The organism is Streptomyces sp. AC555_RSS877, assembly GCF_019049245.1.
Lineage (GTDB): Bacteria > Actinomycetota > Actinomycetes > Streptomycetales > Streptomycetaceae > Streptomyces.
Genome location: NZ_JAGMUK010000054.1, coordinates 188,669 through 204,265, shown reverse-complemented (window position 1 = coordinate 204,265; position 15,597 = coordinate 188,669). Strand labels below are relative to the sequence as shown.

At 73.0% G+C, this 15,597-nt stretch carries 14 protein-coding genes; 6 read left to right on the top strand and 8 right to left on the bottom strand.

Annotation, left to right across the window (positions count from 1 at the left end; all coding sequences use genetic code 11):
• Positions 1–94 precede the first annotated feature (94 nt).
• Positions 95–1,057, top strand: coding sequence for an LLM class F420-dependent oxidoreductase (locus tag KUM49_RS24485; protein WP_217239075.1), 963 nt, complete (start codon positions 95–97; stop codon positions 1,055–1,057).
• A 72-nt stretch (positions 1,058–1,129) separates the two neighbouring features.
• Here KUM49_RS24485 and KUM49_RS24480 read toward each other — a convergent pair whose 3' ends face one another.
• Positions 1,130–2,188 carry an SDR family oxidoreductase gene (locus tag KUM49_RS24480; RefSeq protein ID WP_217239074.1) on the bottom strand — a complete coding sequence of 353 codons (1,059 nt, stop codon included), beginning with the start codon at positions 2,186–2,188 and terminating at the stop codon, positions 1,130–1,132.
• Positions 2,189–2,194: 6 nt separating this feature from the next.
• Positions 2,195–2,710 (bottom strand): phage holin family protein, encoded by a 516-nt coding sequence (locus KUM49_RS24475; protein ID WP_217239073.1) that lies wholly within the window; start codon positions 2,708–2,710, stop codon positions 2,195–2,197.
• Between the two features lie 161 nt (positions 2,711–2,871).
• Between KUM49_RS24475 and KUM49_RS24470 the strand changes: the two genes are divergently transcribed.
• Positions 2,872–3,222 (top strand): VOC family protein, encoded by a 351-nt coding sequence (locus KUM49_RS24470; RefSeq protein WP_217239072.1) that lies wholly within the window; start codon positions 2,872–2,874, stop codon positions 3,220–3,222.
• 58 nt (positions 3,223–3,280) lie between these two features.
• On the opposite strand, the gene KUM49_RS24465 is transcribed toward KUM49_RS24470, so the two are convergent.
• The 6 genes from KUM49_RS24465 to KUM49_RS24440 form a co-directional block, all read right to left on the bottom strand.
• Positions 3,281–3,856: a GNAT family N-acetyltransferase gene (locus tag KUM49_RS24465; protein WP_217239071.1), complete on the bottom strand. Its 576-nt coding sequence runs from the start codon at positions 3,854–3,856 to the stop codon at positions 3,281–3,283.
• Between the two features lie 74 nt (positions 3,857–3,930).
• Positions 3,931–4,854 (bottom strand): LD-carboxypeptidase, encoded by a 924-nt coding sequence (locus tag KUM49_RS24460; protein WP_217239070.1) that lies wholly within the window; start codon positions 4,852–4,854, stop codon positions 3,931–3,933.
• Positions 4,851–6,881, bottom strand: a complete 2,031-nt coding sequence (locus KUM49_RS24455) for a prolyl oligopeptidase family serine peptidase (protein ID WP_217239069.1) — start codon at positions 6,879–6,881, stop codon at positions 4,851–4,853. Before KUM49_RS24455 ends, KUM49_RS24460 begins: the two co-directional genes overlap by 4 nt.
• 6 nt (positions 6,882–6,887) lie before the next feature.
• A complete protein-coding gene (locus KUM49_RS24450; protein ID WP_217239068.1) occupies positions 6,888–8,201 on the bottom strand; it encodes a M20/M25/M40 family metallo-hydrolase in 1,314 nt (437 codons plus the stop codon).
• Entirely contained in the window at positions 8,194–9,027 is an 834-nt protein-coding gene (locus KUM49_RS24445) for a M55 family metallopeptidase (protein WP_217239067.1), read from the bottom strand. Before KUM49_RS24445 ends, KUM49_RS24450 begins: the two co-directional genes overlap by 8 nt.
• Positions 9,028–9,178: 151 nt before the next feature.
• A complete protein-coding gene (locus KUM49_RS24440; protein ID WP_217239066.1) occupies positions 9,179–10,237 on the bottom strand; it encodes a hemin ABC transporter substrate-binding protein in 1,059 nt (352 codons plus the stop codon).
• Positions 10,238–10,325: 88 nt separating this feature from the next.
• Between KUM49_RS24440 and KUM49_RS24435 the strand changes: the two genes are divergently transcribed.
• The 4 genes from KUM49_RS24435 (at position 10,326) to KUM49_RS24420 (ending at position 15,587) form a co-directional block, all read left to right on the top strand.
• The gene (locus KUM49_RS24435; RefSeq protein WP_217239065.1) at positions 10,326–11,135 is read left to right on the top strand and encodes an LPXTG cell wall anchor domain-containing protein; all 810 of its coding nucleotides are present in this window, start codon (positions 10,326–10,328) and stop codon (positions 11,133–11,135) included.
• 73 nt (positions 11,136–11,208) lie between these two features.
• Complete coding sequence (locus tag KUM49_RS24430; protein WP_217239064.1) at positions 11,209–12,153, top strand: HtaA domain-containing protein; 945 nt, start codon at positions 11,209–11,211, stop codon at positions 12,151–12,153.
• Between the two features lie 193 nt (positions 12,154–12,346).
• Positions 12,347–12,886, top strand: coding sequence for a hypothetical protein (locus KUM49_RS24425; protein WP_217239063.1), 540 nt, complete (start codon positions 12,347–12,349; stop codon positions 12,884–12,886).
• Between the two features lie 85 nt (positions 12,887–12,971).
• On the top strand, positions 12,972–15,587 hold the full coding sequence (locus KUM49_RS24420) for an immunoglobulin domain-containing protein (RefSeq protein WP_217239062.1): 2,616 nt from the start codon (positions 12,972–12,974) through the stop codon (positions 15,585–15,587).
• The last annotated feature ends 10 nt before the right edge of the window (positions 15,588–15,597 follow it).

Here is a 15,597-nt window from a genome sequence, read left to right as displayed (position 1 = left end):
GTGCGCCGCCGGCCGCGCGGGCCCGGTTTCCGCCCGGACGGCCGGGTACTCGGGACGGCGAACCATCCGCCCACCTCGTGGAGGCACACCCCCCATGCCCGAGTACGGCTACTTCCTCTCGTGCGAGCAGTACGGTCCCGCGGAGCTCATCGAGCAGGCGCGGATGGCCGAACAGGCCGGGTTCCAGTCGCTGTGGATCTCCGACCACTACCACCCGTGGAACGACGCGCAGGGCCAGAGCCCCTTCGTCTGGTCGGTGATCGGCGCGCTGTCCGAGGCCGTGTCCCTGCCCATCGAGACGGCCGTGACCTGCCCGACCGTGCGCATCCACCCGGCGGTGGTGGCCCAGGCCGCGGCGACCAGCGCGGTGATGACCGAGGGCCGCTTCCGGCTGGGCGTCGGCAGCGGTGAGGCGCTCAACGAGCACGTCCTCGGCGACGCCTGGCCGCCCGCCCACGTACGCCTGGAGATGCTGGAGGAGTCCATCCAGATCATGCGCCGGCTGTTCACCGGCGAGGAGGTCAACCACCACGGCCCGCACTACACGGTGGAGAACGCCCGCCTGTACACCGTCCCGGACGAGCCCGTCCCGATCGACATCTCCGGCTTCGGCCCGGCGGCGACCAAACTGGCGGCCCGGGTCGGCGACGGCTACATCACGATGATGCCGGACGCGTCGATGGTGGAGCAGTACCGCAAGGGCGGCGGCGGCGGAAAGCGGGTCAGCGGCGGCACCAAGGTCTGCTACGACACCGACAAGGACGAGGCCGTACGCACCGTGCACCGGCTGTGGGCCAACGAGCAGCTGCCCGGTGAGCTGAGCCAGGTGCTGCCCTCGCCGAAGCACTTCGAGCAGGCGCAGACGCTGGTCACCGAGGACATGGTCCGGGAGAACCGGGTGTGCGGCGACGACGTGGACGAACACGTGGCGGAACTGGCGCAGTTCGCCGACGCCGGCTTCGACGCGGTCTACGTCAACCAGATCGGCCCGGACACGCGCGGCTTCTTCGACTTCTACCGCACCAAGGTGCTGCCGCAGCTCCAGCAGGCTTCCTGACCGAGGATCCGGCCCGGCGACAGGACTGCGGCGGCCCGTCCGTCGTGATCGCCCCGGGCCGGCCCACCTTCCTCAACGGCGCCCGGCGCCCCGGCGCAGCCCCGCGGTCACCACGGCCCCCAGCCCTCCGGCGACCAGCAGCCCCGCCCCCATCCGCCCACGGTTCCGGGACGCCCAGTCCTGGGGGCTGATGGACGCCGACTCCTCGTCGAAGCGGCCGTGCGCGCCGAAGTCGTGCCCGTGCGGCCCGTCCGCCGGCGCCCACAGGTTCCCGGGGCCACTGCCGTACTCCCCTTCGGCCCGCTCGTCCTGCTGCGCGTCGAACCCGGTCCGCGCCAGATAGCGGTCCAGCGCCCCGGGCACGACCGCGTTGGCGATCAGCGCGGCCACGGTCGGCCCGCCGACCCAGTACTCGCGCCGCCGCCCGTGCGAGGCCGCGTGCACGATCGCCCGTGCGGCGACCTCCGGCTGGAACACCGGCGCGACCGGCCGTGCCCGGCCCGGCATCCGGCTCAACACCCAGTCGAACTGCGGGGTGTTGACGGCGGGCAGCTGCACCATCGTGGTGCGGACCCCGCTGCCGGTGTGCAGCAGCTCGCAGCGCAGCGACTCGTTGAAGCCCTGGATGGCGTGCTTGGCACCGCAGTACGCGGACTGCAGCGGAACCCCGCGGTAGGCGAGGGTCGAGCCGACCTGCACGATCGTGCCCCGGTCGCGCGGCAGCATGTGGTGAAGCGCGGCCCGGGTGCCGGACACATAGCCCAGGTATGTCACCTCGGTCACCCGCCGGAACTCGTCCGCGGTGATCTCGGTGAACGGGGCGAACACCCCGGCGAAGGCGTTGTTGACCCAGACGTCGATGTGCCCGTAGGCGTCGACGACCTTCTGGGCGGCGTCGTCGACCGCCTTGGCGTCGGCCATGTCCACGGTGACGACGAGCGCCTCACCGCCGGCCCGCTGCACGTCGTCGGCCGCCGCGGCGAGGCCCTCGCGGCCGCGGGCCAGCAGGGCGACCCTGTCCCCTCGGGCGGCGAAGGCCTGGGCGGTCGCCCGGCCCACGCCGCCGCTGGCGCCGGTCACCACGACGACCTTGCCGTGCCTCGGCAGTGAGCCCTTGCCAAAGCCGCGCACGCTGCATCACACCCGGTGGTGCGGCTGCTCGGGGTCGACGTCGTCGCGGCGCGGCGCCTCGGTTCCGGTGCCGCCGGCCGCCGGGGTGCCCACGCCGGGCGCGGTGGGCGGCATCGGCGGGTACGGCATGCCGAGCCCGCTCGGCGGAACGCCCGGTGCGCTGCCGCCGGCGACCCGCTGCCCGCCGCCCTCGGGCAGATCCGCGTCGTGCCGGGGCGCGGGCCGTGACGTGTGGGGCCGGGCCGCGCCGCGCAGTACGTACGCCACGACGCCCAGGATCGCCGCGGTGACCAGGGCGGCGGCCCAGTCCGGCAGACCGATGGCGAGGGCCAGTCCCACGGCGAGCGCGAGGGCCGCGCCCGCGTACAGGGCGACGGCGCCCGACGCGCCGTACAGCATGGCCTTGCGGCGTTGCTTGCGGGTCTGCTCGCGCAGCTCGTCGCGCACGGTCTCGCGCGCCACCTGCGCCAGCTCGTCGACCAGGTGCCTGTCCAGATGCTCCAGATGCTCCAAGCGGTCCATGACCGCCGGGTACCCGCAGCCATCGGCGGGTAACGCTCCGGGCAGGGTCGCCCGCCGCCGCTCGCGCGCCTGGTCCCTCAGGGTGCGGCGACGACGGGCCGGGACGAGGGGATCATGTGAAACGATCTCGCTCTTCCCGCCGCCCCAACTAGGCTCTTCCCATGGACATTCTGGGAGCCACGCTGCGCGTATGCGTCGACGACCTGGAGACCGCGGTCCCCTTCTACGAGCGACTGGCGGGCGGCAGAGCCCTCCGTTTCGAACGCGGCGGCGTGCAGGTCGCCGCGGTGGGCTGCTTCCTGCTGATGAGCGGGCCGGAGGCCGAGCTGGAGGTGCTGCGCAAGGTCACCGCGACGATCGCCGTCAAGGACGTCGACGAGGCGAACCGGGTGCTGACGGAGCTGGGCGCCCGCGTCATCGCGGGCCCGGTTCCCACCCCGGCGGGCCGCAACCTGATCGCCATGCATCCGGACGGAGCGGTGTACGAGTACGTGGACCGCGGCGGCGTGTAGCCGTCCACGGCCGGCTGTCGGCCGGTGGCTCCCCCCGCTGCGCCTCACACGGCGTGGGTCATCCGCGTCGGCGCACAGGTCGCCCGGAAGCCCGCATCTCCGCGGTGACGGCCCACCGTTCGTGATCCCGCCAGGCCCCGTCGATGAAGATCATGTCCGGCGAGAAGCCCTCCAGCCGGAATCCGCAGCTGCGGGCCAGCGCGATCGACGCGGCGTTGCCGGGCTGCGCGTTGATCTCCAGCCGGTGCAGCCGCATCGGCCCGAAGGCGTACCCCACCACGAGGTCCAGCCCCTCCCGCATCAGCCCGCGCCCGGCGGCGTGCGCGAAGGCCCCGTATCCGAGCGCCCCGCACTGGAAGCCGCCCTCGACGATGTTGTTGACGTTGATGAACCCCGCGACGGCACCCCCCTGCTGTTTCTCACAGACCAGGAACCCCGCCTTGGTGGGATCCTCGATCAGCCGCCCGGCGTAGGCCGCGTAGGTACTCGCACTGTCCGGCGGGAAGAGCCACGGATGATGCAGCTCCTTGCTCTCGCGGACCCGGGCGGTGAACTCGGCACCGTCCTCGTAGGTGAAGTGCCGTATGCCCACGCGGGGGCCTTCGGTGAGATAGGGGGAGGCGTTGTGCGGCATCCCGCCACCCTACGACCCGCCGGGACTGGTGTTCCTGAGGAGTGCTGTTTCCTGAGGAGTGCCGGTGAGGGGGATCAGCGCAGTGCCGGTTCGTCGAGCGTCAACGTGCCCGCTTCGGCGTCGAGTGCGGCGGCCACCCCGAAGGGGATGGTCAGTGCTCCGCCGCAGTGCCCGAAGCCGAACTCCTCCAGCACGGGCACGCCGAGGGCGGAGAGCCGGTCGGCGAACATCGGACGCAGTTCCTCGTACGGGCCGCAGCGGTCCCACGAGCCGAGGGCGATGCCCCGCACTCCGTCGAGCCAGCCGGTGCGCAGGAGTTGCGTGAGGCTTCGGTCGAGGCTGTACGCGCGCTCTCCGACGTCCTCGATCAGCAGCAGACCGCCACCGGCGCCGGCCCGGGTGTGGGGCGTGCCGTAACCGGTCGCGAGCAGCCTCAGGCAGCCGCCCATCGTGACGCCCCGGGCCCGCCCCGGCACCAGGGGGACACCGAAGGAGGTGATCGCGCCGACGGTCTCGGGGGTGAAGAGCGTGGCCCTCAGATGTTCCTGCGCTCGGGAGTTCTTCACGAAGTCGACGCCGGCGGCAGCGGGCCCGTACAGCGTGACCAGGCCCAGGCGCACGGCGAACGCCTCGTGCAGCGCGGTGCTGTCGCTGAAGCCCACGAACACCTTCGGTCCCGCCGCCCGCATCGCCTCCCAGTCGAGGAGGTCGACCATCCGCTGGCCTCCGTATCCCCCGCGAGCGCACAGCACCGCGTCCACGGACGGGTCGCACCAGGCCTGCTGCAGGTCGGCGGCGCGGTCGGTGTCGGAGCCCGCCAGGTACCCCAGCTCGTCGTGCACGTCCAGCACGTGAGGGGCGACCACCGGATCCAGATCCCAGCCGCGCAGGATGTCGAGCCCCGCCTGCAACCGGTCCTCCGCCACCGGCCCGCTGGGCGCGACGACGGCCACCCGCGCACCGGGGGCGAGCCTGGACGGCCGTACGAGTTCCTTCACGTGCTGAGCTCCAGTGTCGGGATGCCGGGCGGATGCAGCCCGAAGACCTGTGCGTACAGGGAGAGTTCGGACTCCAGGGCCCGGACCGTCGTCTCGGCCCGCCGGAAGCCGTGCCCCTCCCCCTCGAACGCGATGTAGGCGTGCGGCACCCGGCGCCCCGCCATGCGGGCCAGGAAGCGCTCGCACTGTGCGGGCGGACAGATCACGTCGTCGAGCCCCTGGAGCAGCAGGAAGGGCACGCCGATCCGGTCGGCGTGCTCGGTGGGCGAGCGCTCCGCGTACCGGGCGGGCACCTCGGCGTACGGCCCGACCAGGCTCTCCAGGTACTGCGACTCGAAGTCGTGGGTCTCCCCCGTCGCCCAGCCGGCCAGATCGAGGATGGGGTAGAGGATCGTGCCGCAGGCGTAGACGTCGGTGGTGGCGAGCGAGACCGCCGCGGTCCAGCCGCCGGCGCTGCCGCCGCGCACGGCGAGCCGGTCGCGGTCGGCGGTGCCCTCGTCGGCGAGGGCGAGCGCGACGGCCGCGCAGTCCTCGACGTCGACCACGCCCCACTGCTCGCGCAGCCGGCCCCGGTACTCGCGGCCGTACCCGGACGAGCCGCCGTAGTCGACCTCGGCGACGCCGATGCCCCGCGAGGTGAAGTAGGCGATCTCCAGGTCGAGCACGAGCGGAGCCCGGCCGGTGGGTCCGCCGTGCGCCCGGACGACGTACGGCGGCGGCTGTTCGCCCGGTGCCACGCAGCCCGGGTGGTGGGGCGGGTAGATGTGGGCGTGGATGTCGCGCCCGGCGGGTCCGGTGAAGGTGCGGATCTGTGGCTCGGGGTAGTAGGCGGGGTCCACGGCGTCGTCGTGGGCGGCGCCGACCACCCGGGCCCGTCCGGTCCGGGCGTCCAGTTCCACCACCTCGTACGCGCTGCGCGGGCTGGCACCGACCGCGACGACCCGCTCGCCGTGCACCGCGAGGGTGGGCGCGAACTCGGTCCAGGGGCCCGCCGCGTCCACGACCTCGCCGGTCTCCGGGTCGAGGATCCCGAGGGTGGTGGCGCCACGGCCGTGCACGACGGCGATCAGGCCGCCCTCCAGCGGGACGAACCAGCGGTTTCCCAGCTTCCACAGGGGGCCGCCGAACTCCTCGTCGCGGGGGCACAGCGGTACACCGGCTCCCGCATGCGGTCCACCGTGTTGCGTGTGCGGTCCACCGTCGCCCGTATCCGGCACACCGTCCACCGCATACAGGTTCCACCAGCCCGTACGGTCGGCCGCATACAGCAGACGGCCTTCCGTCGACCACTCGACCTGGGCGACGGACTCCTCCGGCCCGCCGACCACCGTCCGTGCCCCGTGGAAGACGCCGTCCTCGCCGACCTCGGCGAGGACCAGTTCCGTCCCGTCCCACGGCATGCGCGGATGGTCCCAGGCGAGCCAGGCCACGTGCCGTCCGTCGGGCGAGAGGCGGGGCCCGGTGACGAACCGGTGCCGGTCGTCGGTGAGTTCGCGTACGCCGTCCCGGTCCTGGGCCGCCGAACCGTCCAGCGGGACGGCGGCGAGCACCCGGCGCACGTCGACGGGCCCGTCGCCGGTGAACTCCTCCAGCACGCACCACACTTCGCCGCGATCGGCCAGCACCTGCGGATCGGCCCATCGCAGCCCGCCGCCGACCGGGGACACCGGCGTCAGCGGGCTCGGAGTGCCGCCCGGCCGGTACCGGTACAGCCGCTGGTCGGCGAAGTGCACGAACACGACGAGCGGTTCGCCGTCGACGACAGCCCCGGCCCAGGGCTGTCCGCCGTACTCGATCACCCGGCTGCGCACGTTCCACGGCGCGGGGAGCACGGACTCCTCGGTACCGTCGGCGCCGCGCCGCACCAGCGCGCGCCGGCCGCCCTCGGCGGGGCGCGGCTCGGTCCACCACGCCTCGTCGCCGACGAAACCGACGTACTCGGGATGCCCGTCGTGCGCGGCGGCGAGTGCCGCGTCGATGGGCGAGGGCCAGGAACCGTAGGCCAGCGTCCGCACTTCGTCCCCCATGTGTGCCTAGGCCGTGCGCAGGAAGCGGTCGAGTACCCGGACGCCGAAGTGGAGCGCCTCGACGGGCACGCGTTCGTCGACCCCGTGGAAGAGGGCCTGGTAGTCGAAGCCCTCCGGGAGTTTGAGCGGCGTGAAGCCGTAGCCCGTGATCCCGAGGCGCGAGAACTGCTTGGCGTCCGTGCCTCCGGACATGCAGTACGGCACCACGTGCCCCTCCGGCGCGAACTCCTCGACGGCGGCCCTCATTCCGGCGTACGTCGCCGAGTTGACCGGCGCCTGCAGAGCCACTTCCCGGTGCTGGAACTCCCACTCCACGTCAGGTCCGGTGAGCCGGTCAAGAGTCGTGCGGAACTCGCCCTCGGCACCGGCGAGAAAGCGCCCGTCGACGTACGCCACGGCCTCCCCGGGGATCACGTTGATCTTGTAACCGGCGTCGAGCATGGTCGGGTTGACGCTGTTGCGCACGGTGGCCTCGACCAGCGCGGCCGCCGGGCCGAGCTTGTCGAGGAGCGCGTCCGCGTCGGCGAGGCCGGTCTCGATGCCGTACAGCGCGGCGAGTTCGGTGAGCGCGGCGCGCACGGTCGGGGTCAGCCGCAGCGGCCATTCGTGCTCGCCGATCCGGGTGATGGCGGCGGCGAGACGCGTGACGGCGTTCTCCCGGTTCACCTTGGAGCCGTGCCCGGCACGGCCGCGCGCGGTGAGCTTCAGCCAGGCCGTGCCCCGTTCACCGGCCGCGATCGGGTAGAGCTCCCGCCCGCTCCCGTCGTGGAAGGTGAACGCTCCCGACTCGCTGATGCCCTCCGTGCAGCCCTCGAACAGCGCGGGGTGCTCGTCGGCGAGGAATCCGGAGCCGTCCTCGGCACTGGCCTCCTCGTCGGCGGTGAACGCGATGACCAGGTCCCGCCGGGGCCGCACGCCCTGCCGGGCCCAGTCCCGCACCACGGCGAGGATCATCGCGTCCATGTTCTTCATGTCGACCGCGCCCCGCCCCCAGACGACCCCGTCGCGGATCTCCCCGGAGAAGGGGTGCACGCTCCAGTCCCGTGCCTCGGCGGGCACCACGTCGAGGTGACCGTGGACGAGCAGCGCGTCGGCGGACGGGTCGGTGCCCTCGATCCGCGCGACGACGTTGGTACGGCCCTTGGTGCGCTCGAGGAGGTTGGGCTCCAGGCCTGCCTCGGCGAGCCGCGCGGCGGCGTACTCGCCGGCGGGCCGCTCCTGGCAGTCGCCGCCGCCCCGGTTGGTGGTGTCGATGCGGATGAGGTCGGAGGTGAACTCGACGACCTCGTCCAGTGCCTGCCGCTCGGGCTGGTCAGCCATACTGCTCCTCCACCGCGGCCGAGACGATCGTGGTGACCGCCTTGAAGGCGCGGATCCCGTCGTACATGGTGCCGCTGGTGTACGCCACCTTCCGCTCCCCCACACGCGCCACGCCCGGCACGACGGTGGCGGCCATCGCCAGATGCTCCGCGTCGAATTCGAGGGCGACTGTATACGGTCCACCGTCGACCGGATTCTGTCGCACGGCCAGCCCGGCCGCCTCCTTCGCCGCGGCCCGGATGTCGGCGGCGGTCCTGGCCGGTGCACGGCACACGGCCGCGTACCGCGAGACGTGGTCCTTGACGGCGACCTTCAGCGCCTCGGGGGCGTAACCGAGGGCGTCCTCGCAGGCCACGTCGTCGCCGGTGACCAGGACGACGGGCACGCCGTACTCGGCGACGACGTGGGCGTTGAGGAGTCCCTCGCTCGCCCGTACGTCGTTCAGCCACACGCCGGTGATGGAGTTGGCGAGGTAGGTGTGGGCGAGGACGCCCTCCATGCCGGCGCCCGCGTGGTAGCCGACGAAGGCGATGCCGTCCACGTCGCCGTGCTGCACACCCTCGACCATGGACAGGGACTTGTGCCGCCCGGTGAGCATCTCCACCCGCTCGTCGAGCTGTTCGAGGAGGAGGTTGCGCATCGTCGAGTGGGCCTCGTTGACGAGGACCTCGTCCGCGCCGCCGTCGAAGAACCCCAGGACGGCGGCGTTGACGTCCGAGGTGAACATCGAGCGGCACCGTTCCCACTGCGGTGTGCCGGGCAGTACGTCGGCCGGCCAGGTCACCCCGGTGGCGCCCTCCATGTCGGCGCTGATCAGGATCTTCATGCCCCGTCACGTTACGCGCCGGGAGGGGAACCGGCCAGGAAGCCGGCGCTCCCGGGGCCGGTCGTGGCCGCAGCGACGTACCACGGGTCTCCCGGTGGGGCAGTCGGTCCGGACGACCGGCGCGTTCGCGCGTTCGTCCGGCTCGACGTCGTCACTTCGCGTGGATCCGGTCGACGAGGATGTCGATCACCAGGGGCGTCCGCGGCCCGAAGCTCAGCAGGACCCCGTCCTCCAGCGTGACGATCCGGCGGTTCGCGCCGGCCGGCGTCTCGCGGATGCCCGGGATGTCGACGAGTCCGTCCACGCCGCCGACCGACTCGAGGCCCTTGTCCATCATCAGGATCACCTCGGGTTGTGCGGAGACCAGGGCCTCGCTGGTGAGGGGCGTGAACGGCTTGTCCAGGCCGGCCTCGACGCCCGCGTCCACCGCGCCGGCCGCGTCGATCAGCGCGTCGGCGCCTGAGCCCTTGCCGCCCATGAGGTAGACGGCCGCGCTGCCGCGCATGTACAGGAAGGCCACTTTGGGCCTGCTGCCCTCGGGAACGGCCGCCTTCGCCGCCGCGAGTTCGGTCTCGATGCGGGCGTTGAGGGCCTTGCCCGCCGCGGGGACGCCGAGGGCCTCGGCGATGCGGGTGGTGCGGGTGGACACGTCGGCCGGCTCGGTGGCCGGGTCGAGGACGACGACCGGGACGCCGGCGTCCCGGATCTGGTCGACGGCCTCCCGGGGCCCGGTGTCGGTGTCGGCCAGCACCACGGTGGGCCGTAGCGACAGCACGCTCTCCGCGCTCACGTCGTGCGCCTTGGTGACCTGCGGAAGCCTCTCGGCCTCCGCGAAGGTGGCGGTGATGTCACGGCCGACGACCCGGTCGCCGAGTCCCAGCGTGAACACGATCTCCGCCACACCGCCGTTGAGCGGCAGGATGCGCGAGGCGTCCCGCACGGTGACCTCGCGTCCGTCGGACGAGTCGACGGTCACCGGCAGCTCGGGGGTGGGCACCTTGCCTTCGAGGGGCACGAGGGTGTTCTTCGCGAGCTGCTTCTCGGCCGCCGCGGCGCGCTCACTCGCGGACGCCGGGGACGCGTCCGCGCCCGGGGAGGACGCGCCGGACGCGCCGCCGCCGCAGGCGGCCGTCAGCAGTGCGAGGGCCAGGACGGCAGGGGCGAAACCCCGTCGCCGCCGGGATGGTTGGGGTCTTCCGGACATACGCATCGCTCGGCCTTTCGGTTCTCCTGTGCCCATGCAGTTGATCGGTAGCTTAGGTTAGGTTTACCTTAATAACTCTTGGTGGGGGTGTGACGTGAATGGGTCAAGTAGCCTGCGCGGCAGGCGAGTTGCGGGAGCGGCCGTCCTCGCGGCGATCGCTCTGACGCTTTCCACGGCTTCGCCCGCGATGGCCGCGGGCACGTCGGCGACCGGACCCGAGGGACAGAAACTCACCGTCTCCCAGGCCGTCGGCCTCGACCCGGCGGGCGAGACGGTGACGGTCTCCGGCACCGGCTACAACACCGAGAAGGGCATCTACGTCGCCTTCTGCGTGGACAACGGCGCCGGCAAAACGCCCACGCCGTGCGTCGGCGGCGTCGACATGTCCGGCGAGTCCGGGGCGTCCGCGTGGATCTCCTCCAACCCGCCGTCGTACGGCGAGGGCCTGGCCGAGCCGTACGGAGGCAGTGGACACCAGGGCACCTTCAGCGTGCGGCTCAAGGTGCGCGCGAAGGACGCGAACACCGACTGCACCAAGACCGGCGTGAGCTGCGCGGTGATCACCCGCAACGACCACACCCGCGGCGGCGACCAGACCCAGACGGTCCGCATCCCGGTGGCGTTCGGCGGCAGCGGCGGGAGCGCGTCCAGCGACCACACGGCCGCTTCGGCAACGCCCGGCGCGACGGCCGGTGCGGGCACGCCCGGCGGCGGCACGACCGGCGGCATCGGCGACAGCGGCGACACCGGCGACACGACATCAGGCAGGCCGCTGGCCAGTACCGGCTCCGCCGCCCTGACGACCGGGCTCACCGCGGCCGGACTGGTCGCGGCCGGCACCGGCACCTGGTTCTGGGCGCGCAGGCGCCGTGCCGGACAGGCGGGCGGTGCGAGCGCCGGCTGACGGCGGGCGTCCAGGGGCTCGCCGACAGCGACTCCACCTCACATCACCTCACTTCCCAGAGGGAGAACCGAAGATGGTGAAGAGACCCGGCGCCGCCGCTCTGGCGGGCGGCGCCCTGCTCGCGCTGCTCTGCTCCGGCCCGGCGGCCGCACAGGACGGCCAGGCGTTCCCCCGCGAGGTGTCCGGAGGATTCGTGAGCTGGTCCACGGCCGATGCGGAACTGGCCGACCGGGGCGTGTCGTTCCACGGCGCCGGGCCCGCCGTACGAGGATCCGCGGACCGCACGTGGTTCCCGGCCACCGGCGGCGGCGCGCATCCCGGAACCGGTGACGCCGAGGTCGAGTTGTCCGGTACGGCCCAGCTCGCGCAGTCGGCCGGAACCGTGCCGCCCCTCACGCTCGGCGGACTGCGGCTGGAACTGGGGAGCGACGCCGGCGCGCTCTACTCACGGACCGCCGCCGACGGCGGAACCGCCCGTGAACTCGCCCTGGCGAAGGTGGCGTTGGGCGAGGCCGCACCTGCCGTACGCACCGGCGGTGTGACATGGACGGGGCTGCGGGCCTCGCTCACCCCGGAGGGCGCGCGCCTGCTGTCGGAGTGGAGCGGACGGCAGTTCGCGGCGGGGGACGGCCTCGGCCTGCTCGACGTGACCGTGGGAACCGGGGCCGGCGGGACTCCCGAGGTGCCGGCGCGGCCGGACCCGACCCGGCAGCCGTCGCCGAGCGCCGCGCCGGAGAAACAGCAGCGGGCAACACCCTCGGCGGCACTGACCCGGCCCGGCGTGACGGCCGGGGCCGAACAGGAGGTCACCGGCGCGGGCTTCGAGCCGGGCGAGGTGGTGCTCGTAGCGATCGACGCGGACACCCGGTACCAGGCGGTCGCCGACCAGGAGGGCCGCGTCTCCCGCGTCTTCCCGGTGTACGCGACGGCCGCCGAGGGCGCGCACGGCGTCGAGCTGTACAGCGTCCTGGGGGAGCGCAGGGCCGCCGCCCGGTTCGAGGTCCTGGCCTCGGACTGATCCGGCGGTGGGCAGGAGCGCATCCGTAACGAGGAGCGGGCCGCTCGGTCCGCTCCTCGGCATGCCCAATTCCCTTGAGGACGGCGGGAGTTCGCAGCGTCTTCCCTCTGTTGACAAGCTCCGGGACGTCATACTTAGGTTTGCCTTACCTAACCCCCAGCGGGTTCCGAAGCACCGAGAAAGGTGGCTCGCCATGAGAGCCGTTCCCTCCCCCCGCACCGCCGCCCGGGCCGCCCTCGCCGTCGCCGCCTCCGCCGCCCTCACCCTGGGCCTGGCGACCTCGGCCTCCGCGGCCACCTCGACGCGCACGATCGTCGACGGAAGCACCACCTACAACCTGTCGGTGACCGCCTCGGACACAGCCGCGGCGGGAGGCCAGGTCATCACCGTCACCGGCTCCGGCTTCAACACCGGCCAGGGCGTCTACGTCGGCCTGTGCGTGGTCGACGGCGCACCGGGCGTGAACAAGCCCACCCCGTGCCTGGGCGGCCAGGACGAGGACGGCTCCACCGGCGCCTCCCACTGGATCAACAACACCTTCGGCGGCCTGTTCGCGAACAGCTCCCGGTTCGGCTCCGGCGGCACCTTCAGCGTGCAGATCTACGTCAAGGCCACCCTCGACAACGGCCAGGTCTGCGGCGACGACGTCACCTGCGCCGTCGTCACGCGTGCCGACCACTTCGACACCGACGACCGCAGGTACGACGTCCACGTCCCGATCAGCTTCCCGTAGGCGCCCGTCGGACCGGGCCCCTCACGCGGGGCCCGGCTCTCGCGCGACCGGAGTGCCGGGCGCACCGACAAGTGAGGAACTCCCCATGACAGACGACACGACGGCCCGGAGCGGGCCGGGCCGGGCGGCACGCCCCCGGCCCAGACGCCCGGCGGCGCTCCTCGGCGCCGCCGCCCTGGTGGCCGCCGCGGTGACGGCCGTCACCGTCGGCTCGGCGGCCCAGGCCGCCGACACCCCGAAAACGGCCCTCGGCAAGGACGGCCAGAAGCTCACCGTCTCCGCCTCGGCCGACCTGAACCCGGCCGGCGAGACCCTCCGTGTCAGCGGTGAGGGCTACGACGACACCAAGGGCATCTACGTCGCCGTGTGCAAGGACAACGGCGACAACCGCATCCCCACCCCCTGCCTCGGCGGCGCCGACCAGGAGGGAGACAGCGGCGCCTCGAAGTGGATCATCCCGGAGGGCGCCCCGGACGAAGGCGCCGGCACGGTCGCCATCCCGTGGGGCGAGGGCGGCACCTTCGACGTCGAGCTCGAGGTCAAGGCCGCGGACGGCGGCCTCGACTGCCTCCAGGTCGCCTGCTCGGTCGTCACCCGCGTCGACCACAACGGCACCGGCGACCGCTCCCAGGACGTCCGCATCCCCCTCACCTTCCAGGGCCAGGACCCCGGCGACGGAGACGACGGCGGGGACGGGGTGGACGTGCCGGCGGGCACGGTCGGCTACGTGAAGTCGGCCGAGTTCACCGCCGCGGGCCGACCGCTGGACCTCCTGCTGCACCCCGACTCCGGAAAGCTGTACGTCGGTTCGGACAACATCGTCGACACCGCGGACGTGGCCGAGCAGGGTCTGTACGCCCTCGACCCGAAGGACGGCAGGGTCCTCGGCCACATCGCCCAGGCTCCCGGCTCCACCGGCGCCCTGGCCGCCCGGGTGGTCCGCCAGGTCGTCGCCCCGCTGTCCGGCGACGGAGTCGTGTTCCACTACCCCCTGCGAGGCGTGGGCACCGCCAAGGACGGCGACACGGCGGCGAAGGGCGTGTGGCTGACCGGCGCCACGATCACCGGCACGGGTGAGGGCAGTGACGCCTCGACCGTCCTGGTCGCGCAGGGGCCCGCCCTCTCCGAGCTGGACATCGCCACCGGCACCGTCAAGCGCACCCTCACCCTCGACGGCGGCGCCCTGCTCGGCGTCGACACCGCCCACCGGGCCGCCTGGTCGGCCGGCGGCACGGGCGGGCAGCTGCGCCGCGTGGACACCGGCTCCTTCACGGTCACGGACACGGCCGAACTCCCGGCCGCGTCCGTGTTCTTCGTCGAACCGGACCCGGCGACCGGCAACGTCTGGGTGGGCAGCGGGGACGACGTGCTCGTCTTCGACCAGGACGCCAAGCTGCTCACCACCCTGAAGGGCAACGGCAACGACAGGCCCACGGCGGCCGGCTTCGACCGGGCCACCGGCGAGGCCTTCGTCCTGCGGGAGGACTACGGCAACGCCGACAACGGCGCGGACAACGTCGGCTTGCTGCAGGTGTTCGACGGCGCCACTTTCCAGCAGTCCGCCGAACCGGTCTCCCTGCCGGGCAGCCGGGCCGGCACCTTCGCGGGCCTCGCGGTCGCCCCGGGCGCCACGTCCGTCTACCTCACCCACCAGGCGGAGAGCAAGGTCGTCAAACTCGACCGCCGGGTCTCCCCCGAGGTCACCCAGTCCCCCACCGACCAGTCCGTCACCCCGGGCGACGAGGTGACGTTCGTCGCCGCCGCCGCGGGCACCCCGGAGCCGACCGTGCGCTGGCAGGTCAGCCACGACGGCGGCCAGACCTGGTCGGCGGTCGAAGGCGCGACGAAGAACGCGTACTCCTTCACGGCGAAGGCGACGCAGGACGGCTACCGCTACCGCGCCGAGTTCACCAACTCCGTCGGCACGACCCGCACGTCGCCGCTCACCCTCACCGTCACCGAGGCCGGCAACGGCGACACCGGCGGCGGTGACGACGGCGGCGACGAGGACTCCGTGCCGTCCGGCACGAAGACGGTCACCGGCCCCGAGGGCCAGAAGCTCACCGTCACCCCGGTCAACCACCTCGCCACCGAGAACCAGACCCTGAAGATCACCGGCTCCGGCTACGACGAGGAGAAGGGGATCTACGTCGCTCTGTGCGTCGACAACGGAGAAGGCGAGCTGCCCACACCCTGCATCGGCGGCGTCGACATGTCCGGCGAGTCCCACTCCTCGGCGTGGATCTCCTCCAACCCGCCCGACTACGGCGAGGAGTTGGCGGTCCCCTACGAGGAGGGCGGGTCCTTCGAGGTCGAGCTCACCGTGGACGCCAAGGACGAGTTCACCGACTGCTTCAAGGCCACCTGCGTGCTCGCCACCCGTGCCGACCACACCCTGTCCGGCGACCGCTCCCAGGACGTGAAGGTCCCGGTCTCCTTCGTCGGGCGGGACCCGGTGGACACCGATCCCGGCACCGGTGACACCGGCGGCACGGGCGGCTCCGGCTCCTCGGGTACGACCGGCGGCGCGACCGGAGGCACCTCGGGCTCGGCGACCGGCGGCACCGGCACGACGGGGACCTCGGCCGCGGGCGGCAGCCTCGCCTCCACCGGCGTCACCGTGCTCTCCGTGGCCGCGATCGCGGCCGCACTGCTGGCGGCGGGCTGGGTGGCGTACCGCCGCGGCCGCGCGGTGAGCTGACCGGGGCGGT

Bases quoted from the DNA above. Each gene is read 5' to 3' on its own strand.
- KUM49_RS24485 (WP_217239075.1), top strand. From the start codon at position 95: ATGCCCGAGTACGGCTACTTCCTCTCGTGCGAGCAGTACGGTCCCGCG.
- KUM49_RS24475 (WP_217239073.1), bottom strand. From the start codon at position 2,710: ATGGACCGCTTGGAGCATCTGGAGCATCTGGACAGGCACCTGGTCGAC.
- KUM49_RS24470 (WP_217239072.1), top strand. From the start codon at position 2,872: ATGGACATTCTGGGAGCCACGCTGCGCGTATGCGTCGACGACCTGGAG.
- KUM49_RS24465 (WP_217239071.1), bottom strand. From the start codon at position 3,856: ATGCCGCACAACGCCTCCCCCTATCTCACCGAAGGCCCCCGCGTGGGC.
- KUM49_RS24455 (WP_217239069.1), bottom strand. From the start codon at position 6,881: ATGGGGGACGAAGTGCGGACGCTGGCCTACGGTTCCTGGCCCTCGCCC.
- KUM49_RS24450 (WP_217239068.1), bottom strand. From the start codon at position 8,201: ATGGCTGACCAGCCCGAGCGGCAGGCACTGGACGAGGTCGTCGAGTTC.
- KUM49_RS24445 (WP_217239067.1), bottom strand. From the start codon at position 9,027: ATGAAGATCCTGATCAGCGCCGACATGGAGGGCGCCACCGGGGTGACC.
- KUM49_RS24440 (WP_217239066.1), bottom strand. From the start codon at position 10,237: ATGCGTATGTCCGGAAGACCCCAACCATCCCGGCGGCGACGGGGTTTC.
- KUM49_RS24430 (WP_217239064.1), top strand. From the start codon at position 11,209: ATGGTGAAGAGACCCGGCGCCGCCGCTCTGGCGGGCGGCGCCCTGCTC.
- KUM49_RS24425 (WP_217239063.1), top strand. From the start codon at position 12,347: ATGAGAGCCGTTCCCTCCCCCCGCACCGCCGCCCGGGCCGCCCTCGCC.
- KUM49_RS24420 (WP_217239062.1), top strand. From the start codon at position 12,972: ATGACAGACGACACGACGGCCCGGAGCGGGCCGGGCCGGGCGGCACGC.